The sequence below is a fragment of the Nocardia thraciensis genome, from assembly GCF_054782435.1.
The window spans coordinates 75133-100091 of the sequence record NZ_BAAGSM010000019.1 but is presented as its reverse complement, the minus strand read 5'-3'; the positions used below and the strand labels follow the sequence as shown (position 1 = coordinate 100091).

Here is a 24959-nt window from a genome sequence, read left to right as displayed (position 1 = left end):
GTGTCGAAACCGTAGGAGATTCCACATGCCGGCAATCGTCCTGATCGGCGCCCAATGGGGCGACGAGGGTAAGGGCAAAGCTACCGATCTGCTCGGCGGTCGAGTCCAATGGGTGGTCCGCTATCAGGGCGGCAACAATGCCGGGCACACCGTGGTGCTGCCCAATGGCGACAATTTCGCCCTGCACCTGATCCCCTCGGGCATCCTGAGTCCCGGTGTGACCAACGTCATCGGCAATGGCGTGGTCGTCGATCCCGGCGTGCTGCTGGACGAGCTGGCCGGGCTAGAGGAGCGCGGCGTGGACACCTCGCGGCTGCTGCTGTCGGCCGACGCGCACCTGATCATGCCGTACCACGTGGCCATCGATAAGGTCACCGAACGCTTCCTGGGCAACAAGAAGATCGGCACCACCGGTCGCGGCATCGGTCCCTGCTACCAGGACAAGGTCGCGCGCGTGGGCGTCCGGATCGCCGACCTGCTGGACGAGAAGATCCTGACCCAGAAGGTCGAGGCCGCGCTGGAATTCAAGAACCAGGTGCTGGTGAAGATCTACAACCGCCGCGCGCTGGACCCGCAGCAGGTCGTCGACGAGGTGCTCACCCAGGCCGAGGGGTTCAAACACCGCATCAGCGATACCCGCCTGCTGCTCAACCGGGCGCTGGAGGGCGGGGAGACCGTGCTGTTGGAGGGCTCGCAGGGCACGCTGCTCGATGTCGACCACGGCACCTATCCCTACGTGACCTCCTCCAATCCGACCTCCGGCGGCGCCGCGGTCGGTTCGGGCATCGGGCCCAACACGATCGGGACCGTGCTCGGCATCCTCAAGGCCTACACCACCCGCGTCGGCTCGGGCCCGTTCCCGACCGAGCTGTTCGACCAGTCCGGCGAATACCTGGCCAAGACCGGCGGCGAGGTCGGCGTGACGACCGGCCGCTCCCGCCGCACCGGTTGGTTCGACGCGGTCATCGCCCGCTACGCCACCCGCGTCAACGGCATCACCGACTACTTCCTCACCAAGCTGGACGTGCTGTCGAGCCTGGACCGGGTGCCGATCTGCGTCGCCTACGAGATAGACGGCGAGCGGGTCGAGCAGATGCCGACCACGCAGACCGAATTCCACCACGCCAAGCCCATCTACGAGGAGATGCCCGGCTGGTGGGAGGACATCTCCGGCGCCCGCACCTTCGAGGACCTCCCGCTCAACGCCCAGGCCTACGTCCTGCGCCTGGAGGAACTCTCCGGCTCCCGCATCTCCTGCATCGGCGTCGGCCCCGGCCGCGACGAAACCATCGTCCGCCACGACGTCCTGGGCTAGCACCGCCGTCCCTGCCGCGCCATCGCATCCCGGGTGCGTTTTCGTCCGTCGCCTCCCAGGTGTGGTTAGTCCATCGGCATCCCGGGGCGCGTTCCGTCCATCACGCCCTCGGCGTGTCCATTCGCTGCATCCCCGGCGTGCTTGTTGGCCGAGGTCTCGTGGATTCGGGCCAAAAGCGTGCCGGAAATGAGTAGTTGGGACCGGGCTGATGCACGCCATGCGCGTCGATCCCGAACTGGCCCGCGCGCTCGAGGCCCATGTGGCCGACGAGGACCTGGGACCGTTCCGCACCATCGTGCTGCGCGCCGTGGCCCGCGGTGAACTCCCGGAGGGTACCGAACCCGTTCGCGCCCACCGGGTTTCGGAGGCGCAGATCCTGCATCGGATGCTCTCGAACGGGACCGTGGACACCGAATTCCTCGCCGATCTGATCGATGAACTGCTCATTCCGCTGCTTACCCGCGGCTTTCCGGACAAGGACCGCCGGCGATGACTTCCGAACTGCCCGTATTGATCGCAGGCGCCGGGCCGACCGGCCTCACGCTTTGCGCCTCAACTATCGAGGCGGACCGCTCGCCGTGGACGATCGCGACCACCCGGGAGCCGTGCGAGCGGGCGACCGAGCGACGGACGCCCAGTGCGGCGGTACACGACTGCACGATGTTCTCCGTGGCCCGCACTTCACTGCTGGCGTTCGGTGCGGACATTCCGCGCGGCCTCGGTCCGGGCGTGTGTGCCTAGCGAATCGAAACTCCGGAGACCGCAACGGGTTCCGCGATAGTCGACGAGACCGTCGAGGCATATCGCAACTACGATGTGTCGCCCGGCGAGCCAGGCACGCTGGTCCTCGTCCGCCCCGACGGATACATCGGCGCCGTCGCCACCGACCCGGATCTCGTTCGGGACTACCTCGCCTGCGTCGCCTCTCCCGCGTCCGAATAGCACGCGAACGCGCGACCAGGGGCCACTCGAACCCTCGTCGAGACCGGGACGCCGCGCCCGCGCACTTCACGCACCCCGCGTTGGCTCACGCACCCGTTCCAGCGCTTGCACGGGGTGCGTGAGCACGCGGGGGGTGCGTGAAGTGCGCGGGCGCGGGTGGAGGGCGCGGGGGTGGGTCAGTAGCAGGTGAAGGGGGTTAGGGGGTCGGCGGAGTGGGGGGTGAGGGCGGAGTAGGCGGCGGTGATGGCCTTGACGCCGAGGCGGAGATCCTGTTCCTCCTGGGTGAAGGGGAGGCGGATGAAGCGTTCGAAGGCGCCCTGGACGCCGAAACGCGGTCCGGCGGCTAGCAATACGCCGTGGTTGGGCGCGGTGGCGGCGAGCGCGGTCGAGACCGGGGCGGGCAGCTGGACCCACAGCGACATGCCGCCCGCGCCCATGACCGCCTGCCAGTCGGGCAGCTCCTCGGCCAGGGCGTCCAGCAGTGCCGCGCGCCGGACGCGCAGCTGGGCGCGGCGGCGGTCCAGGATGGTGTCGGCATGCTCGAGCAGGTGTGTGGTCGCCAGCTGGTCCATGACCGGCGTGCCCAGGTCGACCGTCGAGCGGGTGCCCAGCAGCTTGGTGATCAGCGACTGGTTGGCCCGCACCCAGCCCACGCGCAGGCCGCCCCAGAACGACTTCGAGGCCGAGCCGATCGACACGATCTCCGAGCCGCGCGCGAAAGCCGCTGCCGGGCGCGGGGTTTCGCCGTCCAGCTGCAGGTCGGCCATGGATTCGTCGACGATCACCGTCATCCGGGTCTCCCGGGCGATGGCGGCCAGTTCGGCCCGGCCCGCCGCCGTCATCAGCAGGCCGGTCGGGTTGTTGAAGTCGGGCACCAGGTAGGCGGTGCTGGCCGCGGTTTGCCGTGCGGCGCTGCGGATTCCGTCCAGATCCCACCCGGCGTCGGGTTGTTCCGGGCGCAGCGGCACCGGCACCGGCCGGGCGCCGACGTCCCGGATGGCCTCGATCGCGTTCGGGTAGCTGGGGTGGTCGATCAGTACCCGCTCGGCCGGTGCCGTGAGCACGTTGAGCAGCAGCCGCAGCCCGTGCTGGGCGCCGAGGGTGACCAGGATCTGCTCCGGGTCCGTGGGCAGCCCGCGCTCGGCGTAACGCCGCGCGATCGCCTCGCGCAGCGGCAGCACGCCGACCGGGTCCATGCCGTGGGTTCCGAGGTAGATCGGCAGTCCCTGCAGCGCCATCGAATACGCCTCGTTCATCTCCGGAGGCGCGGACATCGCGGCATAGGTCATATCGATGGTCGGCACCTCGGACGGCGGCATCATCGCGAGAATGCTGCGGGCCGGTTTGCTGCCGTCGTGCTTGACGGTGGACGGTAGCGCGACGGTGCTGCGCGAACCCTGTCGGCTGATCAGGTACCCGTTCTCGCGCAGCAGCGAATACGAGGAGGTGACCGTGGTGCGGCTGACGCCCAGGGTGGTGGCCAGGTCGCGTTCGCTCGGCAGTGCGACACCCAGCGGCGCGCGGCCGTCGTGGATCAGCAACCGGATGCTCTCCGCCAGCGCGAGATAGGCCGGGCGCGAGGTCCGCCGGGCGCCGTCGGTCTCGGAGTCCTCGTGCCGCCACCGGCCCAGATCGCGGGTCAGGGTGGCCGCGCTGATCACACGTGTCGCCATGGGGGCCAGTATTGTGACGCTGGCTATGTATTTCAAGTCCAGATGGGCGCACACTGCAGCTATGACTGCACTCCTGCTGCTCGGGGTGGTCGTCGTGGTGACGGCCGCAACCCTTCGCTACTACGCGCCTCGGCTCGGTGAGCGCGGGGCATTCCGGCAGGCGGCGCTGCGGGCGCGACACTCGCTGACGGACTGGGGCGAGGCGCGTTCGATCGAGCATCAACAGATGCCAGTTCGCGAAATTGGCTCGCAAGTCATGCGTGAGCCCGGGCGTTACTGCGTCAGGACGCCGAACCTACGGCAATCAAAGGCCAGTTATGGGCGTGTGGATATTTGATTCGGGTCCAGATGGTCGCACGCTGGTCCCATGGCCTCTTTTCTCGCTTCCCTCGCAGCCGTCGTGATCTTCGCGGCGATCGTGTACCGCTTCGCGCCCGCACGCGGCCAGCGGGCCGCCGAGCTGTTCGAGCGATACCGCCCGCACGCGCCGATGTCCGATTGGTCGCTGTCGTATTGTGACGACCGGCGCCAGTACTCGGAGCTGATCGCGATCAAGGCGAATCGAGAGTCGGAGGCGGGCGCGACCCGGACGCCCGGGCCGGAGAAGGTCCGAAGCCGGACGCCCTGCGAGTCGGGTGCGTGCCCGGGAGAGGATCACGATCCGCAGCAGTCGACGTGCGGTATCGGGCGTGGCGCGGTCCAGTTCTGAAAACTGGACCGGACCGGCTGGATCTGTCGGTACCGCAGTGCACACTGACCGTATGCAAGACACGGGCCAGCTCGCCGCGGCGGCGCTGTTCGACACCGCGATCGGCACCTGCGCGATCGTGTGGACAGACATCGGCGTCCAGCGATTCATGCTGCCGGAGTCCACCGCGGCGGCCACCCGGTCTCGGCTGCTGCGTCGTGGCTCGGGCGCGCGGGAGGCCGAGCCGACCGCGCCGATCGCGGAGGCGATCGCCGGTGTCCGCGCGCACCTCTCGGGCAGCCTGGACGACCTGCGGTGGATCGCGCTGGACCAGAGCGGCAGTCCGGAGTTCCATCGCGCGGTATACGAGGTGACCAGGGCCATAGATCCGGGCCACACGCTCAGCTACGGCGAGGTCGCCGAGCGGATCGGGGCCCCGGGCGCCGCTCAGGCGGTCGGTCAGGCGTTGGGTCGCAACCCGATTCCGCTCATCGTGCCGTGCCACCGGGTGCTGGCCGCGGACCACGCCCTGCACGGCTTCTCCGCACCCGGCGGCCTCACCACCAAGGAGCGCCTGCTCGGGATCGAATGCACGCCGGGCTTCGGCGAGCCGATGCTGTTCTGAGCCTGCGCGAACGAGCGTCGGAATGCCCGGCGCGCAGGATATTCCAGGCTTCGTGCGGGAGTGTTACTTCTCGGGTCGCGGCGCGGGGTTGGGTACGAGAGCGTTCTGGATGCCCTCGGTGGTGCGGTTCACGCCGTCGACCACCTCGTTCGGGACGGCCTCGGGTACCGGCGCGCTGAACTCGCCGATCCGGACGGTGCGCGGAGCCGGGGCCTCGGGCTCCTCGGGCTTCTCCGGCTTCGGCGGTGCGGGCTTCGGTGCGGAACGTGGTGCCGGAGCGGCGTTCTGGGGCGCCGCGGCCCGCAGGTCGGCCTCCGCCTCGGGCCCTGCGGGCTGATTCGGCACGACCACGCCCGGCTGCACCGGCCCGGGTGCCGCGGACGCCACGGCGGCGCAGCTCAACCCGACAGCCAACGGCAGCACCGCCAGCACGACCCGAATCCCCGCCCGCACATTCCGATTACGACGAATCACGTCGGAGTACCACCTCACCGATCCGATGACCAACCAGCGACGGTCTGTCGCCCGACCAGATCGTAGCGGGCTTGTTCCCTCCGATCCACCACTTCAAACCTCGAATCCGGGCTCGGGGTAGTCACATTCGAGCCGCTGCAGTGCACGGCCGCTGTACGACGACGGTGGCGGGGCCGTTCTGTCGAGCGCTATCGGCGTCAGTTGCGCTGTTTGCCCTTCGGTGGCTCACCGCGCATAAGCTCGGCGAGCGCCTCCCGGTCGGTGACATCGAGCTTGATGCATGCCCGGTAGAGGTGCCCCTCCACCGTCCGCACCGACACGGTGAGCCGATCGGCGATCTGCCGATTGGTCAGCCCCGCCGCGACCAGGTTGGCGATCTCGCGTTCGCGCGCGGTCAGCGGCAGCGGCTGCGCCGACTGTCGCAGGGCCGGTGTGCTGGCGCCGCCGCAGGCCGCTGCCAGCCGGTTCGCGGTCGCCGCCGACTCCAGCAGCCGCCGTCGGTCGCCGGAGCGCTCGTGCGCCGAGGCGGCCTGAGCCGCCGAGTCCGCGGCCGACAGCAGGGCGCCGAGTTGCTCGAATTCCGCTGCGGCGGTGTCCAATCCGGGCCCGTCGTTGGAGGCGACGGCGACCGCGTGCCGGGCCTGGGCCTGGACCAGTCGCCCGTCGATCCGGGCGGCGATATCGGCGAGCCTGCCCGCGACGGTGTGGTCGCCGAACCGCGCGGCGGTGTGCAGCGCCATGGCCTCGATGGCGTGCTGGTTGGAGCGCGCCGCCGCATCGGCGGCGGCGATGGCGAGCCGGACCGCGGGGGTGACGGTGCCCTCGGCCGCGGCCTGCCAGGCGCGGGCGATATCGAGTTGGGGCTCGTACACGGCGGAATGGCGACCGCCGCGGCGGTCGGCCTCGGAGATGACCTCCTTGGCCTCGGCGGCGCGTCCCAGCGCCGAATACGCCTCGGCCAAGCGGACTCTCGCCGGGAACATCCAGGCGGCGGCGCCCTCGGCGGTGAGCGCGGCCAGGGCCTGTTCGAGGTTCTCCACGCCGTCCGGAAAGCGCCCCTGGGCCACGTCGACCGTGCCCTGCAGAATCTTCGACAGCCCCCAGGCCAGGTACTGCCCGGGCGACGAGTAGCCGAAATACGCGGAGGCGCCGTGCCGTGCGGCGTCCAGGTCGCCGGTGAAGGTGAGCGCCAGTACCTCGGCGTGCGCGGACATGAAGCGGTTCAGGCCATCGATATGGGATTCGACCTCGTGGCCCCGCGCGGCGTACTTGCGCGCGGCCTCGCCGCGACCCATCAGCGCCAGCGCCAATCCGCCGCCGAACGACGCCCACCACACCGCCCACGGCGGCGATTCGGAATCCGACATCACCCGCTCGGCGTCGAGGAACGCGTCCTCCAAACGGTTTTCGTTGACCGCGCACGCGGAAGCCAGGCCCTGCAGCGTCGATTGCAGTTTGGGGTGGGTGACCTTGCTGCGCACCAGCGCCAGCACCTCGTCGGCGCGGTCGGCATCGCCCATGGACCACAACAGATTCGAGACCCGGGTGCTGCCCCAGCGGACCAACTGCAGCTCGTTCAGCTGGTCGGGGTCGAAGCTGGCCAGGGTGCGTTCGGCCTCGATGCGGTGCCCCTGGTACAGCAGGGCGCGGGCGAGCAGGTCGGCGGATTCGACGCCGCCGCGGCGCTCCACCGCCGCGCGGGCGAACCGCTCGCCGAGCGGGATATTGGCCAGCCCGATCGCATCCGCGGCGGCGGCCTCGAACAGCTCCAGATCCGCGGATTTATCGCTGTCCAAGGCCAATTCGGCCAGCCGGATGCGATCGGAGGCGGATTTGATGGGCCGCTCCCGCAGCGACGAGTACAACCGGCCGCGCAGCCGTCGCGCCGACGCGATGCCCAGCCGCCGCCGGATCACCTCGCCGAACAGCGGATGGTTGTAGCGGACCAGCAGCTGGTGTGTGTTCTCGACAATCCTGATGACGCCGCGGGATTCGGCCGCCTCCACCGATTCCTCACCGGCCAGCTCGGCCAGCACGTCCAGGTCGATCGGCTCGCAGAAGGTGAGCAGCTCCAGGACCCGCAGCACATCCTCGGGCAGCTGTTCGACCCGATCCTCCAGCAGCGCAGCCAGTTCCGAGGTGACCGCGGCCCGCCCGCGCAGCTGCCAGACGCCGTTGACCTGCCGCAGCGTCCCGGCCTCCAGGGCGCCTTCCACCAAATGCCGCAGGAACAAGGCGTTTCCGCCCGACGACTCCCACATCAGGTTGGCGGTGAAACCCTCCAGCTGTCCGCCGAGCATGTTCTCGACGAGTTCGACGCTCTGGCGTTCGGTGAAGGGGGACAGATCGATACGCAGCAGGTGCCCGTCCTTCCACAGTGAGGTCACCGCGTCGGGAACCTGGACCCCGCTGCGCACCGTGCACACGATGTGCGCCGCCTTGTCGATGGCCAGCTGCAGCAGCAGCGTCGCCGACAACTGATCCAGCAGGTGCGCGTCGTCGACACCGATGATGGTGTGCCCGTCGGCCAGCAGCGCCTCGCGTGCGGCGGCCATGAAGGTCACCGGATCGTGCGCGGTGTAGACGCCCACCATGTGGGCGAAGACACCGAGCGGAATGCTGCGGGCGGACTCGGTCCCCGCCACCCACCGGATATTGCCGCCGACCGCGGCCGTCGCCTGCCGTGCCAGCGTCGTCTTGCCGACCCCGGCGTCGCCCGTGAGCACGGCGCCGACGAACCCGGTGCCGGTGAGTGCCGCGCGGATCGACTCGAGCTCGTTCCCGCGTTCGATCATCGGCCAGTTCCGTGCCATGCAATTACTTTAGTGCCTCAGTGAATGTACGCGGAGCGAACGAAGGCCGAACGGCAGCAGGCAGATCCAGCACAGATGCCGATATGCTATCGACGACCGCCGTGCCGCCGACCTCGCGAATGTCAGTCTGCCCAGACCTGCTCGATCGGCGTCGCCTCCGTCGGCGGCGGCGTGGGAGTCCCGTTCGGGGTGCGGGAGAAGCGCGGAGCGGGGGCGTGCTGCACGACACCGTCGATCTCCACCAGCGCCTCGCGAGCGGCGATATGGCCGTTCTCGGTGGCCTCGGTGAGGGTCAGGACCGGGGTGACGCAGGCGTCGGTGTCCTCGAACACCGCCGACCACTCGTCCCGCGTCTTGGTCTTGATCCGGTCCGCGAACAGCTTCTTCAGCTGGTCCTGGCCGTTCGGGTCGATCTGGTGCGGCAGGCCCTCCGGGTCGATCTCCAGGCCCTTCAGGAATTCGGCGTAGAACTGCGGCTCGATGCAGCCGACCGCCAGATACTTGCCGTCGGAGGTCTCGTAGGTGTCGTAGAACGCCATGCCGGTGTCGAGCAGGTTGGTGCCGCGCTCGTCGGACCACAGGCCCATCCCGCGCATCCCCCAGATCATATGCGACAGCGCCAGCGCGCCGTCGATCATGGCGGCATCGATGACCTGGCCCTTACCGGAGCTCTGCCGCTCCACCAGCGCCGCGAGGATGCCGAACACCAGGAACATCGACCCGCCACCGAAGTCGCCGACCATGTTCAGCGGCGGCACCGGCCGCTCGCCCTTGTGGCCGATGGCGTTCAGGACGCCGGTGAGCGAGATGTAGTTGATGTCGTGACCGGCCCGGTCGGCGAGCGGGCCGTGCTGGCCCCAGCCCGTCATGCGCCCGTAGACCAGCCGGGGATTGCGTTCCAGCGCGGCGTCCGGGCCCAGGCCCATGCGCTCGGTGACGCCCGGCCGGAAGCCCTCGATGAGCACGTCGGACTTCTCGATGAGGCCCAGCACCTTTTCGATGTCGGCCGCATCCTTCAGATTGGCCTCGACGATGGTGCGGCCGCGCCACTGCGGGCGCTCCATGAACCCCGGCAGCTGTCCGGGCCGCTGCACTCGCACCACGTCCGCGCCGAGGTCCGCGAGCAGCAGCGCCGCGTGCGGGCCGGGGCCGATTCCGGCCAGTTCAACAACTCGGATGCCCGCGAGCGGGCCCTGTCGGGTGCCGGTGGATGGAGTGCTCACGCCCTACCTCGGTTCGTCGTCGATCCCTGCCTACCGGATCACTGCCCGGTATTGTCAGTATGACAATAAGGGCGGTCGCCCCGTCAATGGCGGGTCGCTCGCGCCCGGCCGATACGGCTCGGCAATACCCGGTTACCTCGAGGCAATGCGGTATGCCTACCGTCTGAGCAGCATCGTTGGACGACGACGGGAGATGTGGGTGTTCATCAGGTCTATCGGCCTGCTGGCGACGGCGTGCGCGGTGGCGGTCGCTGCCACCGGCTGTGGCAGCGGCGACTCCGGCGATGACAAGGTTTCGGTCAAGGCGCTGATCATCACGATGTTCGACCCGGAGGCCAAGCCGTGGGTCGAGAAACAGCGGTGGACGCACGAGATCCCCGTCGACGGCGTGCGAACGCCGGTGCGCTGCAACGACTCCGGACTGTGCATGATGGTGACGGAGATGGGCAAGGTGAATGCCTCGCTGTCCACCGCCGCCGTATTGGGCAGCCCGCGTTTGAATTTCGACGACGCGTACTTCGTCACCGCGGGAATCGCCGGAACCCCGCCCGACGCCGGGACCCTGGGCTTCGCCGCCTGGGCGCGCTGGGTGGTCGACGTGGACCTCGGGCATCACGTCCTGCCGCAGGACGACCCGAACGTCGCCAACGGCTATGTGCCGCACTCCAAGCCGAGCACTCAGGCGTACAAGCTGGACGGCAGGCTCGTGTATGCGGTGTACCGCAACACCAAGGACGTCGCGCTGGCCGACAGTCCCGACGCCGCCCAGGCGCGTGCGGCCTACCCGCAGCAGCAGGGCGATCCCAAACCCACTGTCGTGCAGTGCGATACGGCCACCGGGGACAACTTCTTCAACGGCCCCGCCGCCTCGGCCCGCGCCTCCCACATCGTCGGCCTGTACTCGAACGGCCAAGGCCGCTACTGCACCACCCAAATGGAGGACAATGGTACCGCCGCTGCCCTGCAGCGCGCCGGAAAGCTCGACCGCTACGTAAACCTCCGCACCGCCAGCAATTTCGACCAGCCCCATCCGGGCCAAACGGTAGGCCAGGCCCTGGACGCGGTCGAGAACGGCGGCTACTCACCGGGTTTCCCGCTCTCCATCGAAAACGCCTATCGAGTCGGCCTGGCCGCCGCGAACTACCTGATGCAGCACCCCGATCTGTCCTGACGGGGTATCGTGACCGAGATCCATCCCGGTCTGCCGAGAGGGAGCGACATGGCACTGGAATCCGACGGCCCTGCACAAGATTTCGCGGTGGTCCCCGCCGAGGTGACCGATGCCGGTCAGTTCGTGAAGTACACGGCCGATTCCCTGGTGAGTGGATTGCGGTCGCTGGACGCCGATATCGCTACCCTGCTGGACACGTGGAAGGGCAGTTCCGCCGACGCCTACCGGGCGGGCTGGGACGAAGCGAAGCACGGTGCGGTCACCGTGCTCGAGTCGCTCTCGTCGATGGCGGAGCTGCTCGGCGTCACCGGCCGGGTGGTGCAGGAGATGGACGAATCCAAGGCTCGGGCGATCAGCGCGCTGAATATATAGGGAGGGATATGTCGGACGATGCGCAGTCGTTCCAGGTGAAGCTGACCGATCTGGAACAGATCATGGCCCGGCTCGAGGGTTTCCGGGGTTTTCTCACCGAGAGCATGTCCGGATTGCAGTCGCGGGTCGATACCGCCCAGCAGAACTGGAACGGAGCATCGGCCGATGCCCAGGCCGACGCATTCCGGCAATGGATGACCGGCGCCGCCGACGTGGTCGAGGGCATCGCGGCGATGAAGCAAGCCGCTCAGGCCGCGCATGATCGCTACAGTTCGGCGGCCGCGGCGAACCTGCGGATGCTCGGCCGAGGGTAGACGTCGGCGTGACCGGGTTCAACGTCGCTCCGGCGGTCTATTACTCGTCCGCCACCGCTCTCAATCAGGCCGCACAGCATTTCTATGCGGCGTTCGTGACGCAGATGAACGCGATGTCCGGCACAGCGGGCATGGGCGGAAGTGTCGGAGCCTGCAAGGCTTGGTCGACCTCCTACGACACCGCCGCCCCTGACGCATACCTTCTTGCGGGCCAACTCGCGGATGCGATCCACAACTATGCAGGGATCCTGCAGCAGGCGGGCCACAACTATGCGCGAGCCGATCATGATCCCAAAAGCGGCCGACCGGAGCCGTCGGCACCGGCCTCGCTCCCGCCCGCACGATCGGTGTGCCCGAATCTGCCGCCATCGGCCGGAGGGCCGGGCAACGGATTGGTGGACGACGGTTTCGAGTTGGCGAGCAAGGTGGGCATTCCCATCCCCGATGGGGACCCCGGCAAACTACTCACCGCAGCCGATGCCTGGAAGGCGCTCGCGGCCGATGTGAACGTGGCGAATCTACCGGCAAAGCTGGAGGGCATCGCACAGAACTTTCAGGCTGTGACCGCACCCGAGGTCCAGTTCATCGATGAAGACATCCGGGAGATGAAGACCGCCGCCGAGGATCTGATTACGACCTTCACCGATCTCGCGAATTCGTGCCGCGAGCAGAAGACCGCGATCGACAATCTGCGAGAGGATTTGAAGGGCCTCTTGCAGGACCTGGCCAAGGACATCGCGACCGAGGTCGCGACCACCGTGGTCTTCGGCGCGGTAGCGGGCGCGCTGACCGTCGGTTTCGGCGCGGCGGCGGTCACCGCCTACAAGACCGGCAAGATCGCGAAGAAGGTCAAGACCTGGGCCGACCGCATCGCCGGTATCGTGCAGAAAGCCAAGCTGCTGACGGCGGTGAAGGTCCAGAAGTCCACTTCGGCCAGTCGGCAGAAGATGCAACGCATCATCGACTTGGTCAAGAAGCACGGCGACGACGTGAAGAAAGCGCCCGGCAAGTCATCGATCACGCAGAAAGCGGAACAAATCGGAAAGGAAGTCGGTAAGCTCCCGCCCGGTAGCGGCAAGCCGGACATCCTCGCTCAGCGGCTGACCGACCTGAAACTCCCGCACGATGACGCAGTCGAAGCAGCTCAGATTGCCTCGAGAGCAGCGTTCGGTGAAGTTGGTGGTACCGCACCGGCCAAAGGTGGTGGAACGGTTATTCTCCCGTTGTATGCGACACAGAAGGTGGTCATGATAGTCCGGAAGGATGGTTCCGTAATATCCCAGAAGGGTAACGTACAAGACTTTATCGGTCCTTAGAGGCAAGCCGTGAGCGAGGGTGTTACGTGAATGAATCGAGAACTTCGAGTATGCTGGATTTCGAAGTTTATCTATTGATGTGCATGGTATGCGACGAGAGTATCAAGCAAGCCAAGCTGCGGGAAATCGGTGTCACCACGAGCGACGCAAAAGCAGTTGAGGAACGGGTTTCTCGGCATCTACAGTCCGGTTCCCGGCAATTCGACACCGCACGAGAAATACTGCGGGCGGAAATTATGGATCCAGGTCGCCAGGAGTTCACGTATGGCCTTCAGCTGTGGCCGGAGTTCGAGTTCACAGTGGTGGGCGATCGCGGACATTGGCACAGTGCGCGATTCGTCCGCGCCGCGGGACACAGCGGTCCCACCGCTCGCCAGCCGGAAGATCTCGAGGTGTGGAGTGCAACCATCGCAGAGCTCGAGGCGCTGTTCGGTCCCCTGCAAGACGGCGATCATTGGCCACCGTACGAGGAGTTTATTTTCGAGGACGCCGACGGCGGCAAGTACGGAGCCGGATTCAGTTTCGGGCTGCTGCAGAAAATCCAGAGGCTGTGAATCCTCTCGCGGTGGCACCCAGTGGCGTGAAGCGGCGCCGATGGAATACGAGTCTCCTTCCAAGCATCACCTTCGCCGAGTTGGGAGAAGCGCGCGGTTTGTCGATGCGCCTACTCGATCACTGGGAGTGGGATTGTGTCGCCCGGTTGGAGTTTGGGTAGGTCGTCGCGGTGTAGGCGGAGGGTGGGGGGCTCGCTGGCTGGGAGGGGGCGGGTTGTGGGTGGGGAATCGCTGGCCGGGCGCACCTTCACCGGGAGTCGGTAGAAGGTGCGGGCGTTGTCTTCGAGGACCTTGTGCATGTCCGTGCCGATGACATCGGCGATCAGGTCGACGTCCGAATTGCGGAACGGGCGGCCCGCGCGGGTGCCCGGCAGGTCGGAGCCGAACATCAGGGCGTCGGGGTTGACCGTGTGGATGCGGCGCAGGGCCGAGGCCACGTCCATCGAGACGCGGCCGAAGCCCGATGCCTTTACCCGGGCGCCGCGGTCGACCAGATTCAGCAGGTAGGGCAGGCATTCGTCGGACATGCCCATGTGGTCGATCGAGAGCGCGGGCAGCTTCGAGATCACCGGTTCCAGCGAGCCGAGCATGGAACCGTCGATATACAGCTCGACGTGCCACCCGGCGATCTCGTGCGCGCGCAGCGCCTGCATGGTCAGGGCCACGATATCCCCGGCCGCGCGCTTGAGGTTGAACCGCAGCGCGCGCACGCCCGCACGGTCCAGGTCCGCGATCTCCTCGTCGCTCGCGTCGGGATCCAGGTTGATCACGCCCACCCAGTGCGGGCCCAGTTCGGCCAGCGACGCGCGCAGGAAGCCGCTGTCGGTCCCCTGGAACGATGCGCTCACCACCGCACCACCGTCGATATCGAAGCGGGACATACGCTTTCGATAGTCGGCGATGGTGTAGGGCGGCGGCAGATAGCCCTCGTTCTCGATCAGCGGGAACCGCGGATCGATGATGTGGACATGGGAATCGAACACGTGATCAGCATGCCTCACAACAGTGACATATATGTAAGAGAATTGCGTCCCGGCGTTCGCCGGGATGACAAAGGCGAACACCTGGTCGCGGATGACGAGGCGAACACCTGGACCCGCAGACGACGGGGGGGGGAACGCCGGGACCTGCTGATGACAAGGGGGGACGCCGGGGCCCGCGGACGACGAGGGGGACGCCGGGGCCCACGGATGACAAAGGGGACGCCGGGACCTGCGGACGACGAGGGAACGTTGACGCCGCGAGGGTACGCCCGTGTGACTACGCCTTGTGCGGCTCGCTGGCGGCGAGCATCTCGTGCCGCTCGACCACCTTGACGCGCTCGCGGCCCTGCGGCTCGCCCAGGGAGCGCTCGTGGGCGTCGAGGCGGTACCACCCGGCCCAGGTGGTGAACGGAATTCCCTTGTCCTCCAGGAACTTCGTCACCGCCTCCGGCTCGCGCTCGGCGGCCGGGGTGAAGTTGGCGGCATCGTCGAGCAGGCAGGCGATGGTCTCGTTGGCGTCGCCCTTGGTGTGGCCGATCAAGCCGACCGGGCCGCGCTTGATCCAGCCGGTGACGTAGGTCTGCGGCACGAAGCGGTCGGCACCGTCGGCATCCTCGTCGGCCAGCACGCGCCCGGCCTCGTTCGGCACGGTCCCCGCCTGCTCGTCGAACGGCAGCTGGGGGATGTTCTGCGACAGGTACCCGACGGCGCGATAGACCGCCTGCACGTCCCAGTCTCGGTAGACGCCGGTGCCCTTGACGTTGCCGGTGCCGTCGAGCTGGGTGCGCTCGGTGCGCAGCCCGGCCACGCTGCCGTCCTCGCCGACGATCTCGTGCGGCGACTCGAAGAAGTGCAGGAACAGCTTGTGCGGGCGGTTGCCGACATCGCGAATCGCCCACTGCTCCAACGTGTTGCAGACCATGTCGACCTGCTTGGAATGGCGGCGCGCCGCCTCCGAGCCTTCGTCGTAGTCGATGTCCTCGGGATCGACGATGACCTCGATATTCGGCGAGTGGTCCAGCTCGCGCAGCTCGAGCGGCGTGAACTTGGCCTGCGCGGGACCGCGGCGGCCGAACACGTGCACCTCGACGGCCTTGTTGTCCTTCAGGCCCTCGTAGACGTTCGGCGGGATCTCGGTGGGCAGCAGCTCGTCGCCGGTCTTGGCCAGCACCCGCGCCACGTCCAGCGCGACGTTGCCGACACCGAGCACCGCGACCTTCTCCGCGTCCAGCGGCCAGCTGCGCGGCACGTCCGGGTGGCCGTCGTACCAGGACACGAAGTCGGCGGCGCCGTGCGAGCCGTCCAGGTCGATACCGGGCACCGGCAGCGCGCGGTCCGCGTTGGCGCCGGTGGAGAAGATCACCGCGTCGTAGAACTGGCGCAGTTCGTCGAGGGTGATGTCGGTGCCGTAGTCGATATTCCCGAGCAGGCGCACCTGCGGCTTGTCGAGCACCTTGTGCAGCGCGGTGATGATGCCCTTGATGCGCGGGTGATCCGGCGCGACGCCGTAGCGGATGAGGCCGAACGGCGCGGGCATCCGCTCGTACAGATCGATGCTCACCTCGGCATCGGACTTCATCAGGGCGTCGGCGGCGTAGATCCCGGCCGGTCCGGCGCCCACGATCGCTATGCGCAGCGGGTCGTTCGCACTGTATTCGGTCATTCTTACGCGCACCCTCTGGTCGAGAACTCTGTCGTCATGTACTCAGCCGTGTATTCAGCCGTCTTTCTTAGCTTAGGCTAAGTTGACGTGTGGTCCGGGCTGCACCCGGCCGATCCGACATCCCGTCGATGCTGCTTCGTTGCTGCGCGGGGACGCGGTCCGTACCGGCCGGAGCCGGGGGTTCTGGTGATTCTATCGGTGGCCGCTATCGCGGTTATTCCCGGGATCCGGCGGGGAAACCCGGATGTGATCTCGGACACCAGGACCGACCAGGGATGATCGGTGCATGGACGAAGCCCCCGAGCACGCACCCGCGATCGATCAGCGCGAGACCACGCGGTCGGTGATCCCGTTCGTCGCCGCCGCGGTGGTGGCGGTGCTGGTGATCGGCGGGATCGTGGGGCTCGCGCTGGCGCGGCCGGTTGAGAACAATGTCACAGATTCCGATCGGATCGCGGTGGCCGTGCGCAATTTCGCCACCGCCCAAGCGGATTCGGACGCCGCGCGGCGGGCGACCACTACCTGTCCCGGATTCGACGAGCGCCGTTCGCCCCTCGGCCCGGACGCGCTCGGTAAGCAGGTCGAGATCGCGAAGGTCGCCGATACCGGCATCGACGGCGACCGCGCCACGGCCGCCGTGACGAGCGCGATCGATGGCCGCGAGTCGACCTCGACCTGGAACCTGGCGCGGATCGACGGCGCCTGGCTGGTGTGCGGTTGACATGCGAGGCTGTGACCAGGCACTCTCGATCCAGGTCATGAGCGCCAGCGCCAAGCCCCGGCTCGCTGGTCGGCAACCCTCCTCCGCGGTGGGGTGCTCCGGGTGACGACCTGGCCACGCGTCGAACTCTCCACGATGCGGCAAGTGCGGATTCTCAGGAGGTACGAGTGACATACGCGGGCGACATCACGCCGAAGCAGGCGTGGGATCTGTTGCAGGACAACCCCGATGCGGTGCTGATCGACGTGCGCACCGAGGCCGAGTGGCGGTTCGTCGGGGTGCCGGACACCAGTTCGATCGACCGGCCGACGGCGCTGATCGAGTGGGTCGACGGCACCGGCGCGCCGAACGCGCAGTTCGTGGACCAGCTGCGGCAGGTGCTCGCACAGCGGCCGGACGGCGATGCCCCGGTGATCTTCCTGTGCCGGTCCGGGCAGCGGTCCATCGGCGCCGCGACAGCCTCGACCGCCGCCGGGTTCGAGCCCTCCTACAACGTGCTCGAGGGTTTCGAGGGTCCGCTGGATGCCGACGGGCACCGGGGAAGTGCGGGTTGGCGGGCGCTCGGACTGCCGTGGCGGCAGTCGTGAGCCGGGGTTCGATCGGGTGCTGTTCGGTCGCCGGTGCGGGCACCGATCGGAGCCAGGCATGATCACCGGAGGCGCATTCGACAAGCCGCTGCCCGAGGGCGTGGGCCCGGCGACCCTGGGGGTGCGCGGGGGCCTGCGGCGCTCCGGCTTCGAGGAGACGTCGGAGGCGCTGTATCTGACCTCCGGATTCGTCTACGAGAGCGCCGAGGCGGCCGAGGCCGCGTTCACCGGCGACGTAGAGCATTTCGTGTACTCGCGCTACGGCAATCCGACGGTCGCGATGTTCGAGGAGCGCATGCGCCTGCTCGACGGCGCCGAGGCCTGCTTCGCGACCGCCAGCGGCATGTCGGCCGTATTCACCGCGCTCGCAGCGCTTCTGGGTAACGGCGACCGACTTGTGGCCGCGCGCAGCCTGTTCGGGTCCTGCTTCGTGGTCTGCAACGAGATCCTGCCGCGCTGGGGCGTGGAGACCGTCTTCGTCGACGGCGAGGACCTCGACCAGTGGGAGGCGGCGCTGTCGCAGCCGACCCAGGCGGTGTTCTTCGAGACCCCGTCCAACCCGATGCAGACCCTGGTGGATGTGCGGCGGGTCTCCGAGCTGGCGCACGCAGCGGGCGCGAAGGTGGTGCTGGACAACGTCTTTGCCACGCCACTGCTGCAGCGCAGCCTCGACCTCGGCGCCGATGTGGTGGTGTATTCGGGCACCAAGCACATCGACGGCCAGGGGCGGGTGCTTGGCGGTGCGATCCTGGGTTCGCGGGACTACATCGACGGCCCGGTGAAGACGCTCATGCGGCACACCGGACCGGCGCTCAGCCCATTCAATGCTTGGACGCTGCTCAAGGGCTTGGAGACCATGCCGCTGCGGGTGCGTCAGTCCGCGCAGTCGGCGCTGCGGATCGCGGAGTTCCTGGAGCGGCACCCGGCCGTGTCCTGGACGAAATACCCGTTCCTGCAGTCACATCCGCAGTACGAGCTGGCCGCGGGGCAGATGTCGGCGGGCGGCACCGTTGTCACCTTCGAACTGGCGTCGCCGGACGGGGACGCGAAGAAGCGGGCGTTCGAGGTCCTCAACCGGCTGCGCATCGTCGACATCTCCAACAACCTCGGCGACGCCAAGACCCTGATCACGCACCCCGCCACCACCACGCACCGGGCGATGGGTCCGGAAGGCCGTGCGGCCGTGGGCATTACGGACGGCGTCGTGCGGATCTCGGTCGGGCTGGAGGACGTGGAGGACCTACTCGCGGACCTGGACCAGGCACTGGGCTGAAGGGTTCGCCACGCTCTAGCCGGACACGGTGAGCCGAGGGTGGTCGAGCAACGCTTGCCAGGCCGAGAAGGCCTCCCCGTACCGAATTGGGCTTCGCTTCTCAGTCCGCCAATGCAACGTAGATCGGCGTTGCCACCAGAATTCCGTTTCCCTTGAATAAAGGCTTTGCGAGAAATTCCAGCGACAACGAGTTCGACGGCAGCAGCGGTACGGCTGGGCCTATCTTGACGGCTGGGTCTTCAGCCAAATCGGGTGGTGTGATTCCCAGGATTTGGTCGACTGCTTCGGCTACTGTGCGACGACCGTCCGACAGAGCCTGTGGATCGGGCAAAGACTTCTTCGGCGCAGCTGGCCCGAGGTCCCACAGGGACTTCCACTTCGCCATAATCTCCCCGTAGTAACCTAGATCCACGTAGCCGTTGAATTCAGGCTCCAGGCCGTCTTTGGCGGCATAGGATAAGAATTTTACGAAATAGTAGTCGATATTATGTTTTGCCGTGGCATCGGCGGCGGCACCGACCATGCTGCTCGCGGAGCCGATCAATACCACTTTTACGTTGTCGAGAATCCCCGCGAACATGGCCAGCTCACGGTAGCCGTGCATGATGCCGTACGGCAGCGTGCCGACGCCGTGTACATACGATTTGGGGTTCTCGATCGTTCCCACCCAGTCGTTGTTTCTTCGCAGATAGGCGCGCAGCACTGTTGCCTTGGCGGCCAGCTCGGAGGACCGGGCGACGGCGGGCGATTTGATTCCGGCTGTCGCCATCGGTAGGCCGACCTTCACCTCGGCCTCGAGCGACCGGAGTCTCGAGACGGGGATCTGGGAGACCAGCACGTCCAGCTTCGCCTGGGACAGGTAGATGTAGTAGCGCGGCGGATCCGGGCGCCGCCTCTTAAAGATGTTGCGCATCAAGGACTCCACCACGATAGATGACTTTGCACCTGCCGCTCCAGGCTACGACAGCGGCCGAGTTCGGGGGGCGGCATCGGTCGTGACGCCAGCGGGGCGCTCAGTCGTGGTCGATCCGGTCCAGCGCGGCAGACAGTTTCGTGAGGCCTTCGGCGATCTCTGTCAGTTGATCCTTGCCCAATTCGGCTACGAGGCGCTTGGCCATATCGGCATGCTGCGGGTTGATGCGGCGGACGGCGGCGTGACCGGCTTCGGTGACCGCCACCAGCTTTGCTCGCTTGTGCGCGGGGTTGGGCCGGTATTCGGCAAGGCCCTTGTCCACCAGGAGATCCGCGATGCGCTGGACGGCCTGGCGGGTGATGCCCATTTCGCGGGCGATGCCCGCCACCGGCAGCGGTTCACGCAGGATCGCGCCCAGCACCTGCCACCAGGCGGCGGTGAGACCGGCGGGACGAGCCAATTCCTCTGCGATGGCGAGGAATTGGCCGTTCAGCCTGAACGAGGTCACCGCTGCTGTCGCGAATAGGTCCTGTTCGGTGCGGGTCATCTCACCTCCTGTATGCCTGTCCAGGTGTTCGAGTGCTGGCGCGAGTGATTGTCGATCACGCCCGCGTTGCCGTGCGCGGCACAGTCGCCTCGTCCGTGAGTCCGCTCACGACACCGCCGCCTCCTGCGCCCGCCCACTTTCGTACTCAGCGAGTGTGTAGAACCCCTGCGCATCGTTGCGTCCGTACAGCGCGTACCACGCGTCGAGCACGTGCGGCTCGTAGATGCCCAGGCGTGCGAGGACCGCGCGGGCGAATTCCACCGGCTTGGTCCCGGTCGCGGTGATCAGGTCTCCGTCGGTCACAGCCGGTTCCGGAACATAGTGCCCGGCGCCCGAATACCCGCTCATCGCAAGGTAGTTCGGGTCGTTGCTGGTGTGCGGGCGGGCGTCCAGCAGCCCCTCCGCCGCCAGCCCGAACGTGGCCCCGCAAATCGCGGCCACCGGTACCCCCGCCGTCAGAAACTCCCGCGCCTTGCGCCCGACGGCTGCCAGCGCCCCCGTCTCCCACGTATCCGCCCCGGGTAGCAGCAGCATCGCGCTCTCGCTCGGCGACAGTTCATCAAGCGTCACGTCGGGGACGACGCGCATCCCGCCCGCCGAGACGACCGCATCGCTCGTGGGGCCGACGGTCCGGACCTGCCAGGTCCCCGGCTCGCGCTGCCACATCGCTCGGTTGATATGCGCGGTGGCGTGGCCGAGTTCCCAATCGGAGAAGGTGTCGTAGACCGCCATGTGCACTGTGTTCACCATGACAATATGCTGTCATATTTGACAGCATATTGTCAACAGTGGCAAGGTGCCTTCGGTGGGAGCAAGCTGGGTGGACGTGGCGCAACACCTGCGCCCACGCTAGTTCGGAGGGCCAAAATAATGTGTTAGCCTGCCCGAACTACCGTGCTCACGGGCCGCCCGCGACGAGCGGTGCCGCCTCGTTTCAGGATCGGAGAGCCGCATGAACACACTCGTCGACCGCGTGCACGCGATCAATTGGAACCGCCTGCCGGACCCGAAGGACGCCGAGGTCTGGGACCGGCTCACCGGGAACTTCTGGCTGCCGGAGAGGGTGCCGCTGTCCAACGACCTGCACACCTGGGAACAGCTCGCAGCGACCGAACAACGGCTCACCACAAGGGTTTTCACCGGGTTGACCCTGCTTGACACGGCCCAGGCCACCGTCGGCGCGGTGGCGATGATCGCCGACGCGATCACCCCGCACGAGGAGGCCGTGCTCACCAACATCGCCTTCATGGAGTCCGTGCACGCCAAGAGCTACAGCTCGATCTTCTCCACACTGTGCTCGACGCGCCAGATCGATGAGGCGTTCGACTGGTCCGAGCGCAATCCGCACCTGCAGAACAAGGCGCGGATCATCGTCGACTACTACCGCGGCGACGACGCGCTGAAGCGCAAGGCCGCCTCGGTGATGCTGGAATCGTTCCTGTTCTACTCCGGGTTCTTCCTGCCGATGCGCTGGTCCGCGCGCGGAAAGCTCACCAACACAGCCGATCTCATCCGCCTCATCATCAGAGACGAAGCGGTACACGGCTTCTACATCGGGTACAAGTGCCAGCGCGGGCTGGCGAAGCTGACCGCGGCCGAGCGCAGGGACCACCGCGACTACACCTACGAGCTGCTGAATGCCTTGTACGCCAACGAGATCGACTACGCCCGCGACCTGTACGACGAGGTCGGCTGGACCGACGACGTGCTGCCGTTCATGCGGTTCAACGCCAACCGCGCGCTGTCCAACCTGGGCTACGAGGCGCTGTTCCCGGCGCAGGAGTGCCGCGTGGACTCCGCGATCCTCGCCGCCCTCGACCCGGGCGCGGGCGAGAACCACGACTTCTTCTCCGGCTCCGGCAGCTCCTATGTCATCGGCAAACAGCAGCAGACCGAGGACGCCGACTGGGATTTCTGAGTTACTCGCGCTTCTCAGGCGCCGAACGGGTTCGAGGTGCGGCCGACCAGGTCGGCGACGGATTCCAGGACGACCGTGGGCCGGTATGGGTAGTGCTCTACGGAGGCGCGGGTGGAGATGCCCGAGGTGACGAGGATGGTGCGCATCCCGGCCTCCAGACCCGAGATCACGTCGGTGTCCATCCGGTCGCCGATCATCACCGTGGACTGCGAGTGCGCGCCGATGCGGCGCAGCGCCGAGCGCATCATCAGCGGGTTGGGTTTGCCGACGTAGTACGGGTCGCGGCCGGTGGCCCGGGTGATCAGAGCGGCGACGGAACCGGTCGCGGGCAGTACGCCTTCTCGGGAGGGACCGGTCGCGTCGGGATTGGTGGCGATGAACCGGGCGCCGCGCTCGACGAGGCGGATCGCGGTCGTGATCGCCTCGAACGAATAGGTGCGGGTCTCGCCGAGCACCACGTAGTCGGGGTCGCTGTCGGTGAGGACGTAGCCGATGTCGTGCAGGGCCGTGGTCAGGCCCGACTCGCCGACCACGTAGGCCGTGCCGCCCGGGCGCTGCTCGTCCAGGAACGTCGCGGTGGCCAGCGCGGAGGTCCAGATCGCCTCCGGTGGAATGTCCAGCCCGGTGTGCCGCAGCCGTGCCTGCAGATCGCGCGGGGTGCGGATGGAATTGTTGGTGAGTACCAGGAATGGGATGTCGTTGGCCTGCAGCTCCGACAGGAACTTGTCGGCACCCGGCACCAGGTGGTCCTCGTGCACGAGCACCCCGTCCATATCGGTCAGGTACGACAGAATCGGTTCGTTGTCGGCAGTCACCAGTCAATTCTGAGCTATTGGCTGTTCGCATGTGGACAACTCGGGAAGTTGCGACCATTCACACACCCGCCATCGCCGCTGACTATGTTCGAGTGTGACGGTGGAGCAACAGCGAACAGGAGTGGCGCAGTGAGTGGACTCAAGCTCGGGTACAAGGCGTCGGCGGAACAGTTCGGCCCTCGGGAGCTGGTGGAGCTCGGGGTTCTCGTCGAGGAGCACGGGCTCGACAGCGCCACGGTCAGCGACCATTTCCAGCCGTGGCGGCACGAGGGCGGCCACGCGCCGTTCTCGCTGGCGTGGATGACCGCGGTCGGCGAGCGCACCAAGCGGATCCAACTCGGCACCTCGGTGCTGACACCCACCTTCCGATACAACCCGGCCGTGATCGCGCAGTCCTTCGCGACAATGGGCTGTCTGTACCCCGACCGCATCATGCTGGGCGTGGGGACCGGTGAGGCGCTCAACGAGATCGCCACCGGGTACAAGGGCGAGTGGCCGGAGTTCAAGGAGCGGTTCGCGCGGCTGCGCGAGTCCGTCGACCTGATGCGGGCGCTGTGGACCGGCGACCGGGTGACCTTCGAGGGGCAGTACTACAACACCGTCGGCGCCTCCATCTACGACGTGCCGAAGGGCGGCATCCCGGTGTACGTCGCCGCGGGCGGGCCGCTGGTGGCGCGGTACGCGGGGCGCGCGGGCGACGGCTTCATCTGCACCTCGGGCAAGGGCATGGACCTCTACACCGAGAAGCTGATGCCCGCCGTCGACGAGGGCACCGCGAAGGTCGGGCGCACCCGCGACGATATCGACCGGATGATCGAGATCAAGATCTCCTACGACACCGATCCCGAACTGGCGCTGGAGAATACGCGCTTCTGGGCGCCGCTGTCGCTGACCGCCGAGCAGAAGCACAGCATCACCGACCCGATCGAGATGGAGAAGGCCGCCGACGCGCTGCCGATCGAGCAGATCGCCCAGCGTTGGATCGTCGCCAGCGACCCGGACGAGGCGGTGGAGCAGATCAAGCAGTACGTGGACGCGGGCCTGAACCACCTGGTATTCCACGCTCCCGGCCACGACCAGCGCCGCTTCCTGGACCAGTTCCAGCGCGACCTGGCTCCGCGGCTGCGGGCACTGTAGCAACGCGTATCCGGACGCTTACCGGTCGAATTCCCGGCGCGCTCTTGGTCGGAAATGCGGAGGGCCCACGGAGCCTGCTCGGCTGGGGCGTGGGGCGGCTCAGGCTCGGGTGAGGGCGAAGATCCGCAGGTTGCGGGTGGTGCGGCTGCGGTAGGCGGCATATGCCTCGGTCGTCTCGACGAACCTGTCGAAGATCTCGTCCTTCTTCGCCGGATCCTCGATCAGGTTCGCGCGCACCGGGATTCGCTCACCACTGATCGTCACCAGGCCGGTCGGGTCGGCGAGCAGGTTCGCCGTCCAGGCCGGGTGGTGTGCCTGGCCGAAGTTGCTGCCGATCACGTACAGCACGTCGCCGTCGTGGACGTACAGCAGCGGCGACGGGCGCGGCTCGCCAGACTTGCGGCCCGTTGTGGTCAACAGGATGACCGGAATCCCGATCGGGCCGAGCACGGTGTAGCGGCCCGCGGTGCGCTCGAGCACCTTCCGGTCCAGCGGGGTGAGCTTGCGGATGATCAGCGACCCGATCTTGGACGCCGCGAACGGACTCGCCATGCGGCCGAGCAGGCCCGTGCGTGATCCCCACTGCCGGTCCGGAAACTGTGCTGCCATAAGGGGAATCGTAGAAGCCGCAGCCTCGGGGGGTGCAACTCCGGCGAATTGCGGGGCTCCACCGAACGCCGCCGTCGTGCGGAACTCCCGACTGAATCCCGGCGTTCGCCGCGTCGACGGTGTGAGTGCCGCGTCGACGGTGTGAGTGCCGCGACGATGGTGTGAGTGCCGCGACGACGGTATGAGCATCGGGGGTGGCGGTGTGAGCGTCGGGACCACCCTGTGAGCGCCCGCAGCGTGGTGTGCCGGGAAGGGGTGTTCGGGTGTGATTTTCCAGGTATTTGCTACTGGCCGGTCATATCGGACGCTGTTC

General features: G+C 67.4%; 28 protein-coding genes and 1 riboswitch. Of the genes, 17 read left to right on the top strand and 11 right to left on the bottom strand.

Annotated features, from left to right (window positions below; genetic code table 11):
• Positions 1-25: 25 nt before the first annotated feature.
• The 4 genes from ACYVLQ_RS12285 to ACYVLQ_RS12270 all read left to right on the top strand — a co-directional run bounded on the left by ACYVLQ_RS12285 (position 26) and on the right by ACYVLQ_RS12270 (position 2257).
• On the top strand, positions 26-1315 hold the full coding sequence (locus ACYVLQ_RS12285) for an adenylosuccinate synthase (RefSeq protein ID WP_460697552.1): 1290 nt from the start codon (positions 26-28) through the stop codon (positions 1313-1315).
• A gap of 208 nt (positions 1316-1523) precedes the next feature.
• Positions 1524-1808, top strand: coding sequence for a TetR-like C-terminal domain-containing protein (locus tag ACYVLQ_RS12280; RefSeq protein ID WP_460697551.1), 285 nt, complete (start codon positions 1524-1526; stop codon positions 1806-1808).
• Entirely contained in the window at positions 1805-2056 is a 252-nt protein-coding gene (locus ACYVLQ_RS12275; RefSeq protein WP_460697550.1) for a hypothetical protein, read from the top strand. Before ACYVLQ_RS12280 ends, ACYVLQ_RS12275 begins: the two co-directional genes overlap by 4 nt.
• 3 nt (positions 2057-2059) lie before the next feature.
• Entirely contained in the window at positions 2060-2257 is a 198-nt protein-coding gene (locus tag ACYVLQ_RS12270) for a hypothetical protein (RefSeq protein WP_460697574.1), read from the top strand.
• Positions 2258-2433: 176 nt separating this feature from the next.
• Here ACYVLQ_RS12270 and yczR read toward each other — a convergent pair whose 3' ends face one another.
• A complete protein-coding gene (gene yczR / locus ACYVLQ_RS12265) occupies positions 2434-3930 on the bottom strand; it encodes a MocR-like transcription factor YczR (protein ID WP_460697549.1) in 1497 nt (498 codons plus the stop codon).
• Between the two features lie 61 nt (positions 3931-3991).
• On the opposite strand from yczR, the gene ACYVLQ_RS12260 reads away from it, so the two are divergent.
• Genes ACYVLQ_RS12260 through ACYVLQ_RS12250 form a run of 3 tightly spaced genes read left to right on the top strand, consistent with a single transcriptional unit; the run spans position 3992 to position 5243 of the window.
• Positions 3992-4267, top strand: coding sequence for a hypothetical protein (locus ACYVLQ_RS12260; RefSeq protein WP_460697548.1), 276 nt, complete (start codon positions 3992-3994; stop codon positions 4265-4267).
• Positions 4268-4297: 30 nt separating this feature from the next.
• Positions 4298-4639 (top strand): hypothetical protein, encoded by a 342-nt coding sequence (locus ACYVLQ_RS12255; protein ID WP_460697547.1) that lies wholly within the window; start codon positions 4298-4300, stop codon positions 4637-4639.
• 52 nt (positions 4640-4691) lie between these two features.
• A complete protein-coding gene (locus tag ACYVLQ_RS12250) occupies positions 4692-5243 on the top strand; it encodes a methylated-DNA--[protein]-cysteine S-methyltransferase (protein ID WP_460697546.1) in 552 nt (183 codons plus the stop codon).
• 63 nt (positions 5244-5306) lie between these two features.
• On the opposite strand, the gene ACYVLQ_RS12245 is transcribed toward ACYVLQ_RS12250, so the two are convergent.
• The 3 genes from ACYVLQ_RS12245 to ACYVLQ_RS12235 form a co-directional block, all read right to left on the bottom strand.
• Entirely contained in the window at positions 5307-5717 is a 411-nt protein-coding gene (locus ACYVLQ_RS12245; protein ID WP_460697545.1) for a hypothetical protein, read from the bottom strand.
• A gap of 197 nt (positions 5718-5914) precedes the next feature.
• Positions 5915-8530, bottom strand: a complete 2616-nt coding sequence (locus tag ACYVLQ_RS12240; RefSeq protein WP_460697544.1) for a helix-turn-helix transcriptional regulator — start codon at positions 8528-8530, stop codon at positions 5915-5917.
• Positions 8531-8652: 122 nt separating this feature from the next.
• Positions 8653-9753, bottom strand: coding sequence for a CaiB/BaiF CoA transferase family protein (locus tag ACYVLQ_RS12235; RefSeq protein ID WP_460697543.1), 1101 nt, complete (start codon positions 9751-9753; stop codon positions 8653-8655).
• Between the two features lie 199 nt (positions 9754-9952).
• On the opposite strand from ACYVLQ_RS12235, the gene ACYVLQ_RS12230 reads away from it, so the two are divergent.
• From ACYVLQ_RS12230 to ACYVLQ_RS12210, 5 genes are read left to right on the top strand one after another with little or no spacing between them, the layout of a single operon-like run.
• Positions 9953-10924 (top strand): purine-nucleoside phosphorylase, encoded by a 972-nt coding sequence (locus ACYVLQ_RS12230; RefSeq protein ID WP_460697542.1) that lies wholly within the window; start codon positions 9953-9955, stop codon positions 10922-10924.
• A gap of 48 nt (positions 10925-10972) precedes the next feature.
• Positions 10973-11296 carry a WXG100 family type VII secretion target gene (locus ACYVLQ_RS12225; protein WP_460697541.1) on the top strand — a complete coding sequence of 108 codons (324 nt, stop codon included), beginning with the start codon at positions 10973-10975 and terminating at the stop codon, positions 11294-11296.
• 8 nt (positions 11297-11304) lie between these two features.
• Complete coding sequence (locus ACYVLQ_RS12220; protein ID WP_460697540.1) at positions 11305-11610, top strand: WXG100 family type VII secretion target; 306 nt, start codon at positions 11305-11307, stop codon at positions 11608-11610.
• A gap of 8 nt (positions 11611-11618) precedes the next feature.
• Positions 11619-12926 (top strand): hypothetical protein, encoded by a 1308-nt coding sequence (locus ACYVLQ_RS12215; protein WP_460697539.1) that lies wholly within the window; start codon positions 11619-11621, stop codon positions 12924-12926.
• Between the two features lie 50 nt (positions 12927-12976).
• The gene (locus ACYVLQ_RS12210; RefSeq protein WP_460697538.1) at positions 12977-13480 is read left to right on the top strand and encodes a hypothetical protein; all 504 of its coding nucleotides are present in this window, start codon (positions 12977-12979) and stop codon (positions 13478-13480) included.
• 110 nt (positions 13481-13590) lie between these two features.
• On the opposite strand, the gene ACYVLQ_RS12205 is transcribed toward ACYVLQ_RS12210, so the two are convergent.
• Both ACYVLQ_RS12205 and ACYVLQ_RS12200 read right to left on the bottom strand, forming a co-directional pair.
• Positions 13591-14463: an amidohydrolase family protein gene (locus tag ACYVLQ_RS12205; RefSeq protein ID WP_460697537.1), complete on the bottom strand. Its 873-nt coding sequence runs from the start codon at positions 14461-14463 to the stop codon at positions 13591-13593.
• 277 nt (positions 14464-14740) lie between these two features.
• Positions 14741-16126, bottom strand: a complete 1386-nt coding sequence (locus tag ACYVLQ_RS12200; RefSeq protein ID WP_460697536.1) for an FAD-dependent oxidoreductase — start codon at positions 16124-16126, stop codon at positions 14741-14743.
• A 286-nt stretch (positions 16127-16412) separates the two neighbouring features.
• Between ACYVLQ_RS12200 and ACYVLQ_RS12195 the strand changes: the two genes are divergently transcribed.
• The 3 genes from ACYVLQ_RS12195 to ACYVLQ_RS12185 all read left to right on the top strand — a co-directional run bounded on the left by ACYVLQ_RS12195 (position 16413) and on the right by ACYVLQ_RS12185 (position 18707).
• Complete coding sequence (locus tag ACYVLQ_RS12195) at positions 16413-16847, top strand: Rv0361 family membrane protein (RefSeq protein WP_460697535.1); 435 nt, start codon at positions 16413-16415, stop codon at positions 16845-16847.
• A 33-nt stretch (positions 16848-16880) separates the two neighbouring features.
• Positions 16881-17000, top strand: a riboswitch (SAM riboswitch).
• Between the two features lie 14 nt (positions 17001-17014).
• The gene (locus ACYVLQ_RS12190) at positions 17015-17434 is read left to right on the top strand and encodes a rhodanese-like domain-containing protein (RefSeq protein WP_460697534.1); all 420 of its coding nucleotides are present in this window, start codon (positions 17015-17017) and stop codon (positions 17432-17434) included.
• A gap of 58 nt (positions 17435-17492) precedes the next feature.
• The gene (locus ACYVLQ_RS12185) at positions 17493-18707 is read left to right on the top strand and encodes an O-succinylhomoserine sulfhydrylase (protein ID WP_460697533.1); all 1215 of its coding nucleotides are present in this window, start codon (positions 17493-17495) and stop codon (positions 18705-18707) included.
• Between the two features lie 100 nt (positions 18708-18807).
• Here ACYVLQ_RS12185 and ACYVLQ_RS12180 read toward each other — a convergent pair whose 3' ends face one another.
• The 3 genes from ACYVLQ_RS12180 to ACYVLQ_RS12170 all read right to left on the bottom strand — a co-directional run bounded on the left by ACYVLQ_RS12180 (position 18808) and on the right by ACYVLQ_RS12170 (position 20917).
• Positions 18808-19620, bottom strand: a complete 813-nt coding sequence (locus ACYVLQ_RS12180; protein ID WP_460697532.1) for a DUF7019 family protein — start codon at positions 19618-19620, stop codon at positions 18808-18810.
• Between the two features lie 100 nt (positions 19621-19720).
• Entirely contained in the window at positions 19721-20167 is a 447-nt protein-coding gene (locus ACYVLQ_RS12175) for a MarR family winged helix-turn-helix transcriptional regulator (RefSeq protein WP_460697531.1), read from the bottom strand.
• Between the two features lie 105 nt (positions 20168-20272).
• A complete protein-coding gene (locus ACYVLQ_RS12170) occupies positions 20273-20917 on the bottom strand; it encodes a type 1 glutamine amidotransferase family protein (RefSeq protein WP_460697530.1) in 645 nt (214 codons plus the stop codon).
• Between the two features lie 202 nt (positions 20918-21119).
• On the opposite strand from ACYVLQ_RS12170, the gene nrdF reads away from it, so the two are divergent.
• Positions 21120-22085 carry a class 1b ribonucleoside-diphosphate reductase subunit beta gene (nrdF, locus tag ACYVLQ_RS12165; protein ID WP_460697529.1) on the top strand — a complete coding sequence of 322 codons (966 nt, stop codon included), beginning with the start codon at positions 21120-21122 and terminating at the stop codon, positions 22083-22085.
• A gap of 14 nt (positions 22086-22099) precedes the next feature.
• Here nrdF and ACYVLQ_RS12160 read toward each other — a convergent pair whose 3' ends face one another.
• Positions 22100-22858 carry an HAD-IIA family hydrolase gene (locus ACYVLQ_RS12160; protein WP_460697573.1) on the bottom strand — a complete coding sequence of 253 codons (759 nt, stop codon included), beginning with the start codon at positions 22856-22858 and terminating at the stop codon, positions 22100-22102.
• Between the two features lie 126 nt (positions 22859-22984).
• Here ACYVLQ_RS12160 and fgd point away from each other — a divergent pair, with 126 nt between their 5' ends.
• Entirely contained in the window at positions 22985-24037 is a 1053-nt protein-coding gene (gene fgd, locus ACYVLQ_RS12155; protein WP_460697528.1) for a glucose-6-phosphate dehydrogenase (coenzyme-F420), read from the top strand.
• Between the two features lie 99 nt (positions 24038-24136).
• Here the strand turns inward: fgd and ACYVLQ_RS12150 are convergent, their stop codons facing one another.
• Complete coding sequence (locus ACYVLQ_RS12150) at positions 24137-24646, bottom strand: nitroreductase/quinone reductase family protein (protein ID WP_460697527.1); 510 nt, start codon at positions 24644-24646, stop codon at positions 24137-24139.
• Between the last annotated feature and the right edge of the window lie 313 nt (positions 24647-24959).